Genomic DNA, 15,379 nt, shown 5'->3' on the forward strand with positions numbered 1-15,379 from the left:
CAGCCGGGGCCGGAGTGCCAGAGAACCCGCGCACGCCATGCTGACCTACATCCTGCGCCGCCTGATCTTGATGGTGCCGACCCTGTTCGGCATCACGGTCGTGGTCTTCGCCGTGATGGCGGCCGCGCCGGGCGGGATCAGCGCGCTGACCCTGATCGAGGGACAGGGCCTGGAGCCGCAGGCGCAAAAGGCGATGGAGGAGTACTACAACCGCCTCTATGGCCTGGACCAGCCGCCGCCGGTGCAGTACGGGCGCTGGCTGAACAACATCTCGCCGGTGGGCTTTGCCCAGGACGAGGACGGCTCGCTGACCGGCTGGCCGAAGCTGAAGGCCCCCAATCTCGGGACCAGCTTCCGTTTTGGCCGTCCGGTGGCGGATCTGGTCGCCGAACGATTGCCGATCACCCTGCTGCTGAATGTGCTCTCCATACCACTGATCTACATCGTGGCGGTGGCCGTCGGGGTACGCGCGGCCACCCAGCAGGGGCAGGCCTTCGATTCCCAGTCCGGGGTGGTGCTGCTGGCCTTGTGGTCGGTGCCCACAATGCTGGCGGGCGTCCTTCTGATCGGTTTCTTTGCCTCCGATCAGTTCTGGCAATGGTTTCCGACCGGGGGCTTGAGCCAGCGGGCGGCGCTGGACATGACCTTCCTGCCAACCGTGGAGGTGGCCTGGGCCATACCGCTGCTGCTGGTGCTGCCGTTTCTGGGGGCGGCGCTGGGTATTTACCTGGCGCGCTACCTGCCCGATCTGATCCGGGGCGGGCTTGGTGCGGCCATCGGGGCCTTCTGCGGCTGGCTGATGTTCAGTGACCTGGCCCCGGCGGGCTGGATCAGCACGACGGTCGCCATGGGGGTTGGTCTGGTGCTGGGCTGGCTGATGGCACACAGCGACTGGGGCGTGCTACGTGGCTTCTACCTCGGCACGGTGGGCCTGGCCGCGGGGTTCGCGATAGCGCTGGGCCTGGCGCCCGGCAGCATGGTGCCGGGCTTCCTGCTGGATCGCGCATGGCACCTGGTGCTGCCGGTACTGTGCCTGTCCTACGGCGGGCTCGCCTTTCTGGCGAAGCTCTCGCGTTCGTCCGTGCTGGAGAACCTGAACTCGGACTACGCCCGCACCGCGCGTGCCAAGGGCGTACCCGAACACGAGGTGCTGTGGCGGCATGTATTCCGCAACAGCCTGTTGCCGCTGATTACGGTCTCGGCCACGCTGCTGCCGTCGCTGCTGGCCGGGTCGGTGATCGTGGAGGCGATCTTCTCGATCGACGGGATGGGCAAACTCGCGGTGGAGGCGGTGCAGACCCGCGACCGCGAGCTGGTGCTGTCGATCACGCTGATCTCCGGCGTGCTGACCCTGGTTGGCTATCTGCTGGCGGATCTGGCCTATGCCATTGTCGACCCGCGGGTGAGTTATGACTGAGTCGGTGCAGCAGGGCGAGGGCCGTCGCAGCCGTTCCTGGGCACGCCGGGTGGTCGGCGAGGTCTTGCTGCGCTGGGGTGCGCGGCTGGGGATCGGGTGGATTGCGCTGCTGACGCTGGTTGCGATCCTGGCCCCCGTGCTGGCCAGCTCGCATCCGCTGCTGGTGCAGACGGCGGACGGCTGGTCCATGCCGTTCCTGCGCTACCTGACCGCGGCGGATGTCACGTTGTTCGGGATGCTGGTGCTGGCGGGCGTGTTCTGGCTGCTGCCGGGCCGCCCCTGGCGGCGCTTTGTGCTCTGGGGAGTGCTGAGTGCGATCCTGGGGGCGGTCGCCTGGCAGACGGTCTCGCCCCCCTCGCTGGTGATCTACGAGCAGTACCGCGAGGCCGAGGCGCAGGGCGAATACCAGACCGTGATCCGCGCGCCGATCCCGTATTCGCCGCGCGACTACCTGCGGGATTACGCGGACACCGGGCTCGAGGCCCCGCGCGAGTCCCCCGATCGCGTGCACTGGTTCGGTACCGACGACAATGGGGCGGACGCGCTTTCGCGCATGATCCACGCCTCGCGCATCGCCCTGTCCATCGGCTTCATCGCCACCGGGATCGCGCTCGGGATCGGCGTGATCCTGGGCGGGTTGATGGGTTACTTCTCGGGCATCGTGGACATCATCGGCATGCGTCTGGTGGAGATCTTCGAGGCCATCCCGACCCTGTTCCTGTTGCTGACCTTTGTCGCCTTCTTCGGGCGATCGCTGTATCTGATGATGCTGATCATCGGCCTGACGTCCTGGTCCGGTTATGCGCGCTATGTGCGCGCGGAGTTCCTGCGCCTGCGGCAGCAGGACTTCGTGCAGGGTGCGATCGCGTCGGGGTTGTCGCTGCCCTCGATCCTGTTCCGCCATATGCTGCCGAACGGGATCGCACCGATCCTGGTGGCGGCCAGCTTTGGCGTCGCCTCCGCGATCCTCGCCGAGGCCACACTGTCGTTCCTGGGTCTGGGGCTGGTGGACGAGCCCTCCTGGGGACAGATGCTGAACCAGGCGGTGCAGAGCTCGACCTTCAACTGGTGGATGGCGGCCTTCCCGGGCGGGGCGATCTTCCTGACCGTGTTCGCCTACAACCTAATCGGCGAGGCCCTGCGCGATGCGGTGGACCCGCACTCGCGCTCGGCCGCCAAGGCCGCCAGCCATGCCGCGCCCACCCGCCCGGCAGCCGCGGGCGCCACCAGCGGGGGGGTGCGCTAGGCCATGCTCGAGGTGCGCAACCTCCGCATTCGGCATCGCGACAGCGAGGCGCCGCTGGTCGAGGACATCAGCTTCTCGATCCGTGCAGGCGAGCTGTTCGCCCTGGTGGGCGAGTCGGGGTCCGGCAAGTCGATCACGGCGCTGGCGATCATGCGGCTGCTGGACGGGGGCTTCGAGCCCTCCACGGGTGATGTCTGGCTGGCCGGGCACGGGACCCGGCAGGAACTGCTGGGCCTGCCGGACCGCGTGATGCAGCAGGTGCGCGGGGATCGGGTGGGCATGATCTTCCAGGAACCGATGACCTCGCTGAACCCGGTGCTGACTGTGGGCGACCAGATCGACGAGGTCCTGCGCCTGCACCGCCCGCAGATGACCCCGGCCGAGCGCGAGGCGCGGGTGCTCGAGGTGCTGCGCGAGGTCCAGCTGCCAAACCCGGAACAGCGGCGCCACGACTATCCGCACAAGCTTTCAGGGGGGCAACGTCAGCGCGTGATGATCGCGATGGCGCTGGTGGCGGAGCCGGATCTGCTGATTGCCGACGAGCCGACCACCGCGCTGGATGTGACCATACAGGCCGAGATCCTGAAGCTGATCGATCAGCTGCGCGAAAAGAACGGGATGGCTGTGCTGCTGATCACCCACGATTTCGGCGTGGTCGCCTCGGTGGCGGATCGCGTGGCGGTGATGCACAAGGGCCGGCTGGTGGAGCAGGGCGAGTGTCACCCGCTATTGCGCGACCCGCAGGATGCCTACACGCGCAAGCTGATCGGCGCCCTGCCGGAAAACCTGCCGCCGTTGCCCTCGGTGCCTGGGGCCGGGCGCGAGACGTTGCTGGACGTGCGCGATCTGCAGGTGCATTTTCCGGTGCTGAAGGGCCTGATGCGCCGCCAGGTGGATGTCGTGCGCGCGGTGGATGGCGTCTCGTTTCAGCTCGACAACGGCGAGGTGCTCGCGGTGGTCGGCGAGTCGGGCTGCGGCAAGACCACGCTGGGTCGCGCGATCCTGCGCCTGATCGAGCCCACTGGCGGCGAGATCCGCTACCGCGACCAGCCATTGACCGGGATGCCGCGCAAACCGTTGCGCCGCCTGCGGCGTCATTTGCAGGTGGTGTTCCAGGACCCGGCCTCATCGCTGAACCCGCGCCTGAACGTGATGACGTTGCTGACCGAGCCCATGGCGGTACACGGGATTGGCGAGGACCAGGAGGATCGCATCGAGCGTGCGCGCGCGACTCTGGACCAGGTCGCGCTACCGGCGGATACGCTGTGGCGCTATCCGCACGAGTTCTCGGGCGGCCAGCGCCAGCGCATCGGGATTGCCCGGGCCCTGGTGCTGGATCCGGACGTGATTATCTGCGATGAGGTGACCAGCGCGCTGGATGTCTCGGTGCAGGCGGAGGTCCTGCAGATCCTCGGACGATTGCGGGTCGAACGCCGCCTGGCGCTGATCTTCATCACCCACGACATGGGGGTGGTCGAGTATTTTTCCGACCGCATGCTGGTGATGCACGATGGCCGCATGGAGGAGATCGGCAACACCGCCGAGGTGCTGGCCAGTCCGCGGGCCGAATACACCCGTCACCTGCTCGAGGCGGTCCCGCGGGTTTCGCGCTACGTGCATTAAACCCAGCGACACTTCCGACGTATCGCTAGCTGGCCTCGTGGGTGCCGAAGGCGCGGGCGCGCAGGGTGTTGTCCAGCAGCATCGCCACCGTCATCGGGCCGACACCGCCGGGCACCGGCGTAATCCAGGCGGCCTTCTCCGCCGCCGCGTCGAATTCCACGTCACCGCACAGGGTGCCGTCTTCGCGGCGGTTGATGCCGATGTCGATCACCGTGGCCCCGGGCTTGACCCAGTCGCCCTTGACCAGGCCCGGTTTGCCGGCCGCTGCGATCAGGATGTCGGACTGGCGCGCGATGCCCGCGGTATCCGGCGTGAAGCGGTGGCAGATGGTCGGGGTGGCGCCAGCCAGCAGGAGTTCCAGCGCCATCGGGCGGCCCACGATATTGGAGGCGCCAATCACACAGGCGGTGCGGCCCTTGAACGGCTCCTCCAGGTGGCGCAGCAGCTGGATGACACCCCAGGGCGTGCAGGGACGCAGACGCGGGATCCGGGCGACGAGCCGACCCACGTTATAGGGGTGAAAGCCGTCGACGTCCTTGGCGGGCGAGATGCGCTCGATCACGGTCTCGGGGTCAATATGGCTGGGCAGCGGCAGCTGCACCAGAATGCCGTCGATGGTGCGGTCGGCATTGAGCTGGTCGATCAGGGCCAGCAGATCGGTCTGCGGCGTGCCCGAGGGCAGATCATAGGAGTGCGAGACCACGCCGACCTGCTCGCAGGCCTTGCGCTTGTTGCGCACGTAGACCTGGGAGGCGGGATCGGAACCGACCAGCACCACAGCCAGGCCCGGCGGGCGCAGGTCGCGGGCGGTCATGGATTCGATCTCGGTGGCGATGCGGGCGCGATGGGTCTGGGCAATCGCGCGGCCGTCGATGAGCTGGGCAGTCATGGGAGGCTCTGTCTCGGAAACTGGCCGCGATCATCCCACGCGCGCGGGAGCGCCTCAAGCCGGCTCGTTCGCGGGTGCGTCAGCTCGCCGCGACCAGGCTGGCGCGACTGGGTCCGGACTCGCAGCGATTGCGCCCGCCGGCCTTGGCCCGATAGAGGGCGTCGTCCGCCCGCTGGAGCAGAAAATCCGCGTTGTCGCGGGAGTCGGGCTCGATATTGAGGCTGGCGACCCCCACCGAGACTGTTACGTACAGTTCATCCGGGGCGCAGGGCGGCACATGTTCGTGGCCCTTGAGTATGATCGGCGTCTGGGCGATCTCGCTGCGCAGTTTCTCGGCCAGTTGCAGTGCGGCGTCCTGGTCGGTGTGCGGGGCGATGACCACGAACTCCTCGCCACCAAAGCGTGCCGCCAGGTCCACGCGGCGCAGGTTCTGCCGCAGGCGCTGGGCGATCGATTCGAGGATATAGTCACCCGCCAGGTGTCCCAGGCGATCGTTGATCCCCTTGAACTCGTCGATGTCCAGCATGACCACCGACAGCGGCTGGCCATAGCGCCGCGAGCGGGCGACTTCTTCGTCCAGGCGGCGGTCCATGTGGCGGCGGTTGAACAGGCCGGTCAGAGGATCGGTGATCGATTCGTGTTCCAGTCGGGTGATGCGGCGGATGCTTTCCACCGAGCTATAGGTCAGAAGCACGACGCTGCAGACGAAACTTCCCCCCAGGAGGAATATGATTGGCACCAGCAGGTCAGGGATGGAGTGGTACAGGCCCCAGTTCAGGGGGATGAAACCGAGATACCCCAACGTGAAGATCGGGATCAGCACGAACATCAGCAGCCAGCCCGTACGAACGCGGCTCTCCGGCAGCTCGCGCAACAGGCGGGCCAGGTTCCACTGTGCATAGATCAGGCCCGCTGCACCCAGCACGATGGCGCCGTTGGCGACCCAGTTGAGCATGTCCCTGTCTCCCCCGCCCGCAAGCTCGACTTGCGTACCTGCAACGTATCACGGAAACGTGCATGAAAGAACAACCTTTGCAACCCTTTGTACCTTGACCGCTGGCGGTGGCGGCGCTACCATCCTGCGCTCGCTGTGTAGGCCCTTTTGCGGGGACGGCTCGACGGGGTATAGCGCAGTCTGGTAGCGCGCCTGCTTTGGGAGCAGGATGTCGGGGGTTCGAATCCCTCTACCCCGACCATTTCTCCCGGCCGAAGGCTTGCAGGCAGGCTCGATATCAGGCGTGGCACCTCGACGTTCGGCGGTAACGCGCTCGTAGCTCAACCGGATAGAGCATCGGCCTTCTAAGCCGACGGTTGCAGGTTCGAGTCCTGCCGGGCGCGCCAGAGCCGCCCTTTGTGCCAGTGGTTGTGCAGTGACACGGTGGTGACCGTAGCTCAGTTGGTAGAGTCCCGGATTGTGACTCCGGTTGTCGTGGGTTCGAGTCCCATCGGTCACCCCATCCCCTTTTTCTCGGGGGCCGTTAGCTCAATTGGTAGAGCAGTGGACTCTTAATCCATTGGTTGTAGGTTCGATTCCTACACGGCCCACCATTCCCTTGCCTGACCTCTCACGGTTTTTGCCTGTCTCTGGTTGGTTGGCCCGTTGGCCATGCCTGGTCGCGCCGATGTGCTTCTGGTGTACCGGGTGGATGTGGCGGTACTCGATCAACCTTTTTCTCCTGATCTCGCAGCGATCTACCGACAGCGTGATGGCGCCCTCAGTCGTTCGTCTGACAGCGTGATTTCCCCCCCAATTAGTCTGCCATTCAGGTGCTAGCCTCCCCACACGTTTGTGGTGCAAGGCAAGCCGACAGGTTCGGCAAGCACACCGCGCCCGGTTGCTGAAACATGGGAGGCCCTAATCATGGCGGTACTGGATCGTAGTCTGGAGAACTTGCTGCGACTGCCGCGCGGCAAAAAACAGGGATTGATGGTGCTGGCGGACATCGTAATGCTGCCGCTGGCACTGTGGCTGGCCTTCGTGATTCGTACTGGCCAGACGGTCCCGCCGATGATGGTCGAGGCCTGGTGGCTGTTTGCGCTGGTCCCGGCGGTCGGCGCGCTGGTGTTCGCGCGGCTCGGTTTGTATCGAACGGTCGTGCGGTTCATGGGGGCCCGCGCGGTGCGTGCGGTGATCGTCGGCGTCTCCGCGCTGGCGCTGATGATCTGGGCCTCGGCCGAACTGACACAGACACCTGGATTCTTCGGGGCGGTGGCGGTGAATTTTGCGCTGCTGGCCTTTGCCCTGGTCGCGGCGGGCCGATTTGTGGTGCGCAGCTGGTACCAGGCCGTGTCCGATGCGCGTACTGGCAGCGAGCGCGTGGTCATCTTTGGCGCCGGTGAGGCAGGGGTTCAGCTGGCCTCCGGCCTGCAGTCCAGCGGCCGCTTCCGGGTGATGGCCTTCATCGACGAGGACCCGGCGGTCCAGGGGCGTTCGATTGACGATATCCCGGTCTGTGGCCGCGAGGCCCTGGGCACGCTGGTGGAGCAGTGTGGCGTGCGCCGGGTATTGCTGGCGGTGCCGTCGGCGAGCCGGGCCGATCGCCGGCGCATCCTCGAATGGCTGGAGCCCTATCCGCTGCATGTGCAGTCGGTGCCCTCGCTGGAGGCGGTCGTCTCGGGCCGGGCCCCCCTGGATCAGCTGGAGGACCTGGATGTCGCCGACCTGCTGGGCCGCGATCCGGTGCCGCCCAACGAGGCCCTGCTGGCTCGGAGCATCCGCGGACGCGTGGTGATGGTCACCGGCGCCGGGGGCTCTATCGGTTCGGAGCTTTGCCGCCGCATCCTCAGTCTGGAGCCGGCCGCCCTGGTGCTGTTCGAGCGTAACGAGTTCGCGCTCTACCGGATCGAACAGGAGATCATGCAGCGGCGGTTGTCCATGCAGCCGGGCGTCGAGGTGCACGCGGTGCTGGGCTCGGTCGCCAACCAGGCGCGCGTCGAAGAGGTCCTCCACCAGTATGGCGTGCAGACGCTCTACCACGCGGCCGCCTACAAGCATGTGCCGCTGGTCGAGGGCAATCTGCTGGAAGGCCTGCGCAACAACAGCCTGGGCACCGCCGTGGTGGCCGATGCGGCGATCGCCGCCGGCGTCGAGCGTTTTATCCTGGTGAGCACGGACAAGGCCGTGCGGCCCACGAACGTGATGGGCGCGAGCAAGCGCCTGGCCGAGATGGTGCTGCAGGACCGCGCACGCCGTCAGAATGCAACGGTGTTCAGCATGGTGCGGTTCGGCAACGTCCTGGGTTCTTCCGGGTCCGTCGTACCCCTGTTCCACCGCCAGATTCGCGAAGGTGGGCCGGTCACGGTGACTCACCCGGAGATTACCCGCTACTTCATGTCGATCCCGGAGGCCGCCGAGCTGGTGATTCAGGCCGGGGCGATGGCGCAGGGGGGCGAGGTCTATGTGCTCGACATGGGCGAACCGGTGCGCATCATCGACCTGGCCCGGCGCATGATCCGTCTGCACGGCCATCAGGTCCGGGAGGACGAGGCCGAAGGGGAAGGTATTGCCATCACCTGTACCGGCCTGCGTCCCGGCGAGAAGCTCTACGAGGAATTGCTGATCGGGGATAACGTGGAAGAGACCCCGCACAGCAAGATCATGCGTGCACGCGAAACCTGTGCGGAGCCGGCGGTTCTCGCCCGCGCCCTGCGCACGCTGGAGAAGGCCGACCGCGAACGCAATGCCCAGGCCGCGTTCGAGGTGCTGCGCGAGGTCGTCGATGGTTACGAGCCGGGCCGCGATGAAGAGGCCGCTCACAGTGCCTCTGCACCGGTCGGACGGCCCCGCCCGGCTCCGGCCCCGACCGTGCGTCCGGCGGCAGTCGCCTATGCACGGGTGGCCGATCCGGTGGTTCCGCGCTAGAGCGGACTCGCTCGAGCGTGCGTGGTGATCCGGGTTTCCCTGGTGAGACCCGGGTCAGTCGCGTCCGGCGCGCAGGGCGATGGCCAGCAGGAGCAGGGGCAGGTAGCCGATTACGACACCGGCGGCACCCGGTAAATGATTGGCAACGACCAGGACTGCAATGGGGAGTAACCAGAGCAGGTTGATCGTGGCGACACCCAGGGCCACCGGGATATGCGACCCGAACCGGTGGGCGGCATGCTGGTAGGCATGGCTGCGATGGGCCTCGTAGACCCGCATTCCCCGAAACAGGCGTACCGCCAGCGTTGTGGTGGCGTCAACAATGAACACGCCCAGCAGGATCAGCCAGGCGGCCAGGAAGTTCGTGTCCAGCCCCGCTGCGTGCATCGACAGCAGACCCAGCAGCAATCCTAGCGTGCCACTCCCGACATCCCCCATGAAGATCCGCGCCTGTGGAAAATTCCAGATGAGGAACCCCGCGCTTGCCGCGGCCAGCAGCGCCGGCAGCCACCACGCGTGCGCATCCCCCCAGCCAAAGAGCAGGCCGGCCATGGCCAGACAGGCCGTGACCGCCTGAATGCCGGCCAGACCGTCGATGCCGTCCATAAAGTTGTAGAGGTTCAGTAGCCAGACGACATAGAACAGCGCGATTACATGGCCGATCCATCCGGCATCGATCTGGACGCCGACAATCGCTACGGGTGGCAGCCCGCCCAGCCAGGCCAGTCCCCAGGCGGCCGCAAGAAAATGCACCAGCAATCGCCAGCGCGCGGCCAGGTGGCCGTGGTCGTCCAGCCAGCCGACCCAGGCGACGGCGCCGGCCGCCCCGATCAGGGCGGCGGCGGTCGGCAGGTCGACCCAGCCGATCCCGGCGGAGAGCAGGGTTCCGAGCAGAAAAACCAGCACCAGTGCCAGGCCGGCACCGCGTGGTGTGGGGGCTTGGTGCGAGCTGCGTGCGACGGGGATGTCGACCAGCTGCCGCGCCAGGGCGTACTGGCGAATCCAGCCCGTGATCACCACCACCAGCACGAAGGCGGTCAGCAATCCGATGGTCTCGATCACGTAAGGCATCCCCCATGGGTCCCGGCTGGCGGCCCCGGGCAGGCAATCGGATCGATGCCGCCCCGGGCCGGATGCCGCGCATTGTGGGGGAAGGAGAGGCGGGACTCCAGCGCTTGCCTGGTAACCGCCGATCTAGTAACCGGCGATCGGGTCGACCGGGGTCACCGCGGGCTCGCCCTGCGCCATCGCGCGGGCATTGCGGGTAAAAATCTCGAGCGCGCGTTCCATATAGTGCGGCGAGGTGCCCGAGACATGAGGTGTGACGAGGACGTTCTCCCGGTTCCACAGCGGTGACTGGGCGGGAAGGGGTTGTTGCTCGAAGACATCCACCGCCGCGCCGCGCAGGCGTCCGGCATCCAGCGCCCGGGTCAGCGCCTGCTGATCCACAACCCCGCCGCGCGAGATGTCCACCAGCACGGCGCCCGGCTGCAGCCGCTGGAACTGGGCTTCGCCGATCCGGTGCCGGGTGTCCCGGGTGAGCGGCAGGCATACGATCAGGTCGTCCACCTCCGGCAGGCGGTCCTCCACGCTATCCAGGGCAATGACCTCGTCGGCGCAGTCATGGGGGCGCGGGTTGCGCTGGACACCGATCACGCGCATGTCGAACGCCCGGGCCCGGCGCGCCACCTGGGTACCGATATGCCCCATGCCGAGTACCATGGCGGTGCGCCCGGTCAGCTCCCCGAGCCAGCAGCGCTCCCAACGCTTCTCGCGGCTTTGTGCGTTGAAGCGGTCGAAGTGCTTGGCGAAATAGAGCATGGCCCCGATCGCATACTCGCTCATCGGGGCGCCGTGGACGCCACTGCTCTTGGTCATCAGCAGACCATCCTTGGGGAATGGCATGTCCCAAATCTTCTCGACCCCGGCGGACAGAAAGTGCACCCAGTCATAGCGCGACAGGCGGTCCAGGGCGTCGGGCAGCCAGGGCAGGGTGGGGGCGATCACCGCATCGACCTCAAGCCCGTCGGGTATGGCCTCGGGCTGGCCGGCGAAGGTCAGCGTGGTGCCGGGTAATGCCTGCTGCAGATGGGCCTCGATCGTATCCTGCTGGTTCTCCAGAACCTCCGGTTTCTGCAGGAACAGTGTGTGGCTCAGGCGCATGCACGGCTCCGGTTGTGCATGCGGGCCGCCAGCCGGAAAGTACGGGTGCGGATCTCGTCGCGGTTCTCCAGCAGTGCTTCCGGGGGGGCCGCGCGAAACTGCTGTTCCGCGGCCTGCAGCCGCTCCAGTTCGCCGCGCAGGCGCGCCGTCCCGGTGGCCGGGTCTTCCTGACTGACGACCTCGCGGAAGGCGCGCGAAAGGATCACCCATTCGGACCCAAGGCGGACATGTTCGCCCAGGATGGATTCGGCCGGGACCTCGCCCTTGCCCACCGCGCCGACGCCCCCGAACCCGAACGCGACGCCCGCCTCGCGGCACAGGGCGGCCGGCGCCTCCAGCATGCCGCCGGCCAGCGGTTCGAACAGGAAATCGAGCCCGGATGCCAGGCTGAGATCATTCAGGCCGATATGAATCTGGTCCTGTGGCCCGAGCAGGGGCAGGTAGGACGGCAGTCGGATCAGGGCCTGCGGGGTCTCGACCAGCAGGGTCACCGGCACCTGTCCGCCGACGGCGTCGAGAAAGTGCTGTACCTCGTCGATACGGGTGAACATCGGCAGCATCAGCCGGTCGGCGCCGGCGTCGATCGCCTGACGGACCTCGGAGGGCGTCTGCGGAGCCGGCGGATTGATGCGCACCATCAGCTCTGCGCTCGTGAGCACGCTGGAGATGCGTCGGACATCGTCGAGCGTGTGCCGCGCCTTGTGGGTGTCCAGATGACCCTGGCGTTCGGCCTTTCCCCGGGTCTCCATGTCGACGAAGATACGCGCGATTTCCGCTGCCTCGGCCTGCCGGGCGACGTCGGCGGAGGCCGTGATGAACATGTGTTTCAGGGTCGAAGTCATTCCATGTCCCCTTGCTGTCGGTTACGCAGTGAATCGCGATAGGTACGCCAGTTGATCCCGGCCTCGCCGTAGACCCCCTGGCCGGTCAGGACGACGTAGACCGTCTTCAGAATCAGCCCCAGGTCGTACAGCAGGTTGTGCTGCGCGGCATATTCGGTGTCGGCCTCGAGCTGCTGGATCCAGCCCAGCGTGCGGCGACCACGGACCTGGGCCAGTCCGGTCAGGCCGGGACGCACCGAAAACCGGGAGGCGTAGGAGGGGGGCACGACCTCTACCTGTTCCGGCAGGATCGGGCGGGGACCGACCACGCTCATGTCGCCGCGCAGGATGTTCCACAGCTGCGGCAGCTCGTCGAGACTGGTCGCACGCAGCCAGCGACCCACGCGGGTAATGCGCGGGTCGACCCCGGTGCTGACCACCTGTTCCTGGTGCTGGTCGATCGCGTCCGGGTCGCGATCCACCATGGTGCGGAACTTCAGTACCCGGAACGGCTGGCCGTTGAAGCCAATGCGTCGCTGGCGGAAGAGGATCGACCCGGGGCTGTCGAGGCGAATCGCAATGGCGATCAGCAGCAGCAACGGGGCCAGCACGAGCAGCGCCGCCATGCTGGACAGGATGTCGAACAGGCGTTTGAGGATGGCGTTCATGCGAGCTCCATCGTGCGCAGAATGACGCGGTTGACCTGCCCCACCTCGTACTTCGCCTCCACCCGATCGCGCGAGGCCCTGGCCATGCGCGGCAGCAGTTCCGGGTGCTCGAGGAGCCGCTGCATGGCCTCGGCCAGTGGCGCGGAGGTCCGGGGCGGGACGAGGAGGCCGTTCTCGCCGTCGACGACGGTCTCGCGGCAGCCCGGGGCGTCTGTGGTGATGATCGGGCGGCCCACGCTCATCGCCTCCAGCACCGAACGCGGGGTGCCTTCGCGGTAGGAGGGCAGGACGAATACGGAGGCCTTATGCAGCCAGGGCCGAACATCGGCCACGCCACCGACGAACTCGACAATGCCCTCGCGCTTCCAGGCCTCTACCTGCTCCGCCGAGATCGTGTGCGGCAGGTCCGGGTTATGGGGGCCGACCACCACGAAGCGGGCATTGGGGTGTTGCGCGTGAACCTGGCGCGCGGCCTCCACGAACTCGAGGATGCCCTTCTCGGTGAGCAGACGGCCGACAAACAGGAACAGCGGGTCGCCCTCGGGAAGGGGATGCTGGGCGAAGCGGTCCACGTCCACCCCGGAGCCGTTAATGCGAACGACCCGCTCGGTATCCGGCAGCACACCCCGATCGAGAAAATCCTGGAGGTCATCCGGATTCTGGAAGAACACGCGATCGCAGCGGGCCAGGGCTTGGCGATACAGGCCGGAACTGATCGTGCGCAGGATGCGCGTGCGCCAGGACTCGGTGGTAAAGGCATGCCCGAGACCGGTAATCATCGCGTATACCCGCGGGACCCCGGCCCAGCGGGCGGCCAGAGAACCGTACACCACGGGCTTCACGGTATAGCTGAACACGGCCTCCGGTCGCAGGCGCCGCATCAGCTGGGTCAGGGCGAAGGTCGTGCGCAGGTCTTCAATCGGGTTGACACCGGTACGGCCCAGGTCGAACGGGTAGATCGGGATGCCCAGCTCCTCGACCTCGGGCAGGTAGTCCTTGCGCGGGACGGCGGCGGCCACCGTTTGGCCGCGGCGGCGGATCTCGCGGATCAGGTCACCGCGGTTGGCGATCAGCGACCGGGCATTGGCCGCCACGATCAGGAGATCGATCCCGCTGTGTTCCCGCGACTCGCTTTCCCGGTCGGCCCGTGCCGTGCTGGTGGCATCCCCACGCAGGGTGGTGGCCACCCTGCGGTGCTCGGTGTTCTGCATGTCTGTTGCTCCTGTTCCCAAGAGGTGCCGGGTGGTCTCCGCCTACGCTGGAGAGGCCTCTCGGAAGTCCTTGTGCATGGGTACAAAAGGTAAACAGGACAATGATTTATCGCCATGTTTCGGGGTGCTCAAAGTGTGCGAGACACCCCGAAAAGGCAGACCGGCTCAAGGGGGATGGCCGGTTTATAGACGCAGGTCACTCGCCTCGGGCGGGAGTACCGATTTCACGTCGAAGATCACCGCGCGTTCGCGCCCGAATTTCTGCAGGCCCTGGGCGCCGAGTTCGACGAACTCGTGGTGCGGAACCGCAAGGATGATGGCGTCGTACTGGCCCTGTTTCGGCGCCTCGGTCAGCAGGTCCAGGCCATACTCGTGACGGGCCTCGGCGGTATCCACCCAGGGGTCCCAGACATCGACTTCGGCGTTGTAGCCGTGCAGGTCATGGATGATGTCCACCACGCGCGTATTGCGCAGATCCGGGCAGTTTTCCTTGAACGCGAGCCCCATCACCAGGACACGCGAGGCCACGACCGGGAACCCTTTGCGGATCATCGACTTGATCGTGCGATCCGCGATGTAGCCGCCCATGCCGTCGTTGGTGCGGCGGCCGGCGAGGATCATCTCCGGGTGGTAGTTAGCGGCCTGTGCCTTGTGCGTCAGGTAGTACGGGTCGACGCCAATGCAGTGCCCGCCCACCAGGCCGGGTCGGAATGGCAGAAAGTTCCACTTGGTCCCGGCCGCGGCCAGCACGGCCTCGGTATCCAGGTCCAGGCGTTCGAACAGCATCGCGAGTTCGTTGATCAGGGCGATGTTCACGTCGCGCTGGGTGTTCTCGATCACCTTGGCCGCCTCGGCTACGCGAATACTGGCAGCCGGGTGGGTGCCGGCGCGGATGATGCGGGCATAGAGCGCGTTGACGAATTCTGCGACCTCGGGGGTGGAGCCGGAGGTGACCTTGACGATATCGGGAATGCGGTGTTCCTTGTCGCCGGGGTTCACCCGCTCGGGGCTGTAGCCGAGGAAAAAATCGCGGTTGAGCTCGAGGCCGGATTCCGTGGCCAGCACAGGGGCACAGTCTTCCTCGGTCGCGCCGGGGTAGACGGTGGACTCGTAGATCACCACGTCCCCTGGCTTCAGGGCGCGACCCACCGTGCGGCTGGCCGCCAGCAGCGGGCCCAGGTCCGGCCGCCGGTGGGCATCGATCGGGGTGGGCACCGTCACGATGAACACGTTGCAGTCCTGCAGTCGCCCCGGATCCGCGGTCAGTTCCAGATGCTCGGCGGCGGCGAGTTCCTCGCGGGAGACCTCGCGTGTGCGGTCGTGTCCGCCGCGCAGTTCCTCGACGCGGCCCGTATCGATATCGAAGCCCAGCGTGGGAAGGACCCGTCCGAACTCGGCTGCCAGGGGCAGGCCGACATAACCCAGACCAATTATGGCCAGACGCGGGGCGTCCGGTGCCGCAAATTCCGCCATCTTCCA

General features: G+C 66.7%; 12 protein-coding genes and 4 tRNA genes. 8 read left to right on the forward strand and 8 right to left on the reverse strand.

Annotation, left to right across the window (positions count from 1 at the left end):
- The first annotated feature begins 37 nt into the window (after positions 1–37).
- Genes TK90_RS02995 through TK90_RS03005 form a run of 3 tightly spaced genes read left to right on the forward strand, consistent with a single transcriptional unit; the run spans position 38 to position 4,286 of the window.
- Positions 38–1,417 (forward strand): ABC transporter permease, encoded by a 1,380-nt coding sequence (locus TK90_RS02995; RefSeq protein WP_012982013.1) that lies wholly within the window; start codon positions 38–40, stop codon positions 1,415–1,417.
- On the forward strand, positions 1,410–2,663 hold the full coding sequence (locus TK90_RS03000; protein WP_012982014.1) for an ABC transporter permease: 1,254 nt from the start codon (positions 1,410–1,412) through the stop codon (positions 2,661–2,663). The genes TK90_RS02995 and TK90_RS03000 overlap by 8 nt, the downstream gene beginning before the upstream one ends.
- Positions 2,664–2,666: 3 nt before the next feature.
- Positions 2,667–4,286, forward strand: coding sequence for an ABC transporter ATP-binding protein (locus TK90_RS03005; protein ID WP_012982015.1), 1,620 nt, complete (start codon positions 2,667–2,669; stop codon positions 4,284–4,286).
- Positions 4,287–4,311: 25 nt separating this feature from the next.
- On the opposite strand, the gene folD is transcribed toward TK90_RS03005, so the two are convergent.
- Positions 4,312–5,175 (reverse strand): bifunctional methylenetetrahydrofolate dehydrogenase/methenyltetrahydrofolate cyclohydrolase FolD, encoded by an 864-nt coding sequence (folD, locus tag TK90_RS03010; RefSeq protein ID WP_012982016.1) that lies wholly within the window; start codon positions 5,173–5,175, stop codon positions 4,312–4,314.
- A 79-nt stretch (positions 5,176–5,254) separates the two neighbouring features.
- Positions 5,255–6,130 (reverse strand): GGDEF domain-containing protein, encoded by an 876-nt coding sequence (locus TK90_RS03015; protein WP_012982017.1) that lies wholly within the window; start codon positions 6,128–6,130, stop codon positions 5,255–5,257.
- A 164-nt stretch (positions 6,131–6,294) separates the two neighbouring features.
- Here TK90_RS03015 and TK90_RS03020 point away from each other — a divergent pair.
- The 5 genes from TK90_RS03020 (at position 6,295) to TK90_RS03040 (ending at position 9,037) form a co-directional block, all read left to right on the forward strand.
- Positions 6,295–6,371: transfer RNA gene (locus tag TK90_RS03020), tRNA-Pro, on the forward strand.
- Positions 6,372–6,439: 68 nt separating this feature from the next.
- Positions 6,440–6,516 (forward strand) — tRNA-Arg (locus tag TK90_RS03025).
- A gap of 40 nt (positions 6,517–6,556) precedes the next feature.
- Positions 6,557–6,632 (forward strand) — tRNA-His (locus tag TK90_RS03030).
- Positions 6,633–6,647: 15 nt separating this feature from the next.
- A tRNA-Lys gene (locus TK90_RS03035) sits at positions 6,648–6,723 on the forward strand.
- A gap of 313 nt (positions 6,724–7,036) precedes the next feature.
- Positions 7,037–9,037 (forward strand): nucleoside-diphosphate sugar epimerase/dehydratase, encoded by a 2,001-nt coding sequence (locus TK90_RS03040; protein ID WP_012982018.1) that lies wholly within the window; start codon positions 7,037–7,039, stop codon positions 9,035–9,037.
- A 54-nt stretch (positions 9,038–9,091) separates the two neighbouring features.
- Here TK90_RS03040 and TK90_RS03045 read toward each other — a convergent pair whose 3' ends face one another.
- The 6 genes from TK90_RS03045 to TK90_RS03070 form a co-directional block, all read right to left on the reverse strand.
- Entirely contained in the window at positions 9,092–10,108 is a 1,017-nt protein-coding gene (locus TK90_RS03045; RefSeq protein WP_012982019.1) for a glycosyltransferase family 4 protein, read from the reverse strand.
- A gap of 123 nt (positions 10,109–10,231) precedes the next feature.
- Entirely contained in the window at positions 10,232–11,200 is a 969-nt protein-coding gene (locus TK90_RS03050) for a D-2-hydroxyacid dehydrogenase (RefSeq protein ID WP_012982020.1), read from the reverse strand.
- A complete protein-coding gene (locus TK90_RS03055) occupies positions 11,191–12,042 on the reverse strand; it encodes an aldolase/citrate lyase family protein (protein WP_012982021.1) in 852 nt (283 codons plus the stop codon). The genes TK90_RS03050 and TK90_RS03055 overlap by 10 nt, the downstream gene beginning before the upstream one ends.
- A complete protein-coding gene (locus TK90_RS03060; RefSeq protein ID WP_012982022.1) occupies positions 12,039–12,689 on the reverse strand; it encodes a sugar transferase in 651 nt (216 codons plus the stop codon). Before TK90_RS03060 ends, TK90_RS03055 begins: the two co-directional genes overlap by 4 nt.
- Entirely contained in the window at positions 12,686–13,900 is a 1,215-nt protein-coding gene (locus TK90_RS03065) for a glycosyltransferase family 4 protein (protein ID WP_012982023.1), read from the reverse strand. The genes TK90_RS03060 and TK90_RS03065 overlap by 4 nt, the downstream gene beginning before the upstream one ends.
- Positions 13,901–14,083: 183 nt before the next feature.
- A complete protein-coding gene (locus TK90_RS03070) occupies positions 14,084–15,373 on the reverse strand; it encodes a nucleotide sugar dehydrogenase (RefSeq protein ID WP_012982024.1) in 1,290 nt (429 codons plus the stop codon).
- Between the last annotated feature and the right edge of the window lie 6 nt (positions 15,374–15,379).

This window comes from Thioalkalivibrio sp. K90mix (genome assembly GCF_000025545.1).
Taxonomy (GTDB): Bacteria; Pseudomonadota; Gammaproteobacteria; order Ectothiorhodospirales; family Ectothiorhodospiraceae; genus Thioalkalivibrio.